Genomic DNA, 1,406 nt, shown 5'->3' on the forward strand with positions numbered 1-1,406 from the left:
CCGCCCCCACCACGTAGGCTGGCCAGCTGGCCACCCCACACAGCAAGAGAGGGCACCATGCGCGGCACAGCCAGGGGCACCGGCGTCACCCGCAACACCCTGCGCCAGCAGCTCGCCGACGCCCTCCGCGACGAGATCCTCGCGGGACGCCTCAAGCCCGGCCAGGAGTTCACGGTCAAGGAGATCGCCGAGCAGTACGGCGTCTCCGCGACCCCCGTCCGCGAGGCCCTGGTAGACCTCTCCGCGCAGGGCCTGCTCGACTCCGTGCAACACCGCGGCTTCCGCGTACACGAGTACTCCGTAGCCGACTACCGCAGCATGGTCGAGGCCCGCAGACTCCTCGCCGAGGCGATCTTCCGCGGCATCGCCGAGCGCGGCGCCGCCCACCTCGTCGACCAGCTCGCCTCGGTGCGCCGCCGCGCCTGGGAGGCCCAGCGCGCGGCCACGATCGGCGACCTGAACGTCCTGGTCGGCTACGACCTGAGCTTCTGGCGCGAACTGAGCTCCCTGTTCGGCAACCCCTACCTCACCGACTTCCTGCACCGGCTCCGCATCCAGGCCTGGGCCTTCGTGGTGCCGCACCTGCGCGGCGCGGCCGACCTGGACGGACAGCTGTGGAGCGGCCACACCGAGCTGGTGGACGCGGTACTGCGCCGAGACGCCCCCTGCGCCTCCGCCCTGGTCGCCGAGTACAACGACCACTCCCTGGCCCTGGCCGAAAAACTGGCCGGGTAACTGGCCGGGTAACGAGCATCAAACCAGCCAGGCCGGGCGCCCGACCTGCACCGGGATCTGCAAGGGGGCAGCTGACGGGGCCAGGGTCCTACTACGCTGCCAGGACCTACTCGTTGCGCAGTGAGGAGCCGTTCCCTTGGCCTGTGACCTGTGGCTCGTTCCCCTGGTCGATGTGCTGTGCCACAGCGCGGACAACCCCTTCGCCGAGGAGCTCGCGCTCTACGACAAGGCGCTGGGCGACGCGGGTCTGCCCCCGGTCCCCGTCTACGCCTATATGCCCGGCCTCACCGGGGACGTCGCCCCCATCGCGGGCTTCGACTACGACGCACTGCATTTCCTGCGCCGCGCGTACCTGCTCCAGATCTGCGGCCTCGCGGTCACACCCGTAGACGAACTCGGCGGCGACTACGAACAACTCCTGGAGATGTTCGAGACGACGGCCCAGCAGTCCCACCTGGTCTGGCACTACGACCACGCGGGCGCCTACGTCCCGGTCGAGTTCCCGCACCCGCTCTCCAACGAGGAGCTCCTGGCGGGCGGCGGCCCCCTCGGCTCCTCGCAGACCCTGCTGCGGGAGCTGGAGTACGTGGCCCCCTCGATCGGCATCGACCCGGCCAACCCCCCAGCGGCACCTCACCCGCCCTCCGGCCCCACATCCCTGGAAGAACCGG

2 protein-coding genes are annotated in these 1,406 nt (G+C 70.6%); both read left to right on the forward strand.

The window, feature by feature from the left end:
* The first annotated feature begins 57 nt into the window (after nucleotides 1–57).
* Nucleotides 58–735 (forward strand): GntR family transcriptional regulator, encoded by a 678-nt coding sequence (locus U9R90_RS36220; protein WP_411061745.1) that lies wholly within the window; start codon nucleotides 58–60, stop codon nucleotides 733–735.
* 136 nt (nucleotides 736–871) lie between these two features.
* On the forward strand, nucleotides 872–1,406 hold a 535-nt coding region (locus U9R90_RS36225; RefSeq protein ID WP_411061746.1), incomplete at its 3' end, for a hypothetical protein.

Origin of the sequence: Streptomyces sp. E11-3 (assembly GCF_046540415.1) — a bacterium.
Lineage (GTDB): Bacteria > Actinomycetota > Actinomycetes > Streptomycetales > Streptomycetaceae > Streptomyces.

What these genes read in the sequence shown, in the direction of transcription:
- U9R90_RS36220 (WP_411061745.1), top strand. Translation starts at nt 58, where the DNA reads ATGCGCGGCACAGCCAGGGGCACCGGCGTCACCCGCAACACCCTGCGC.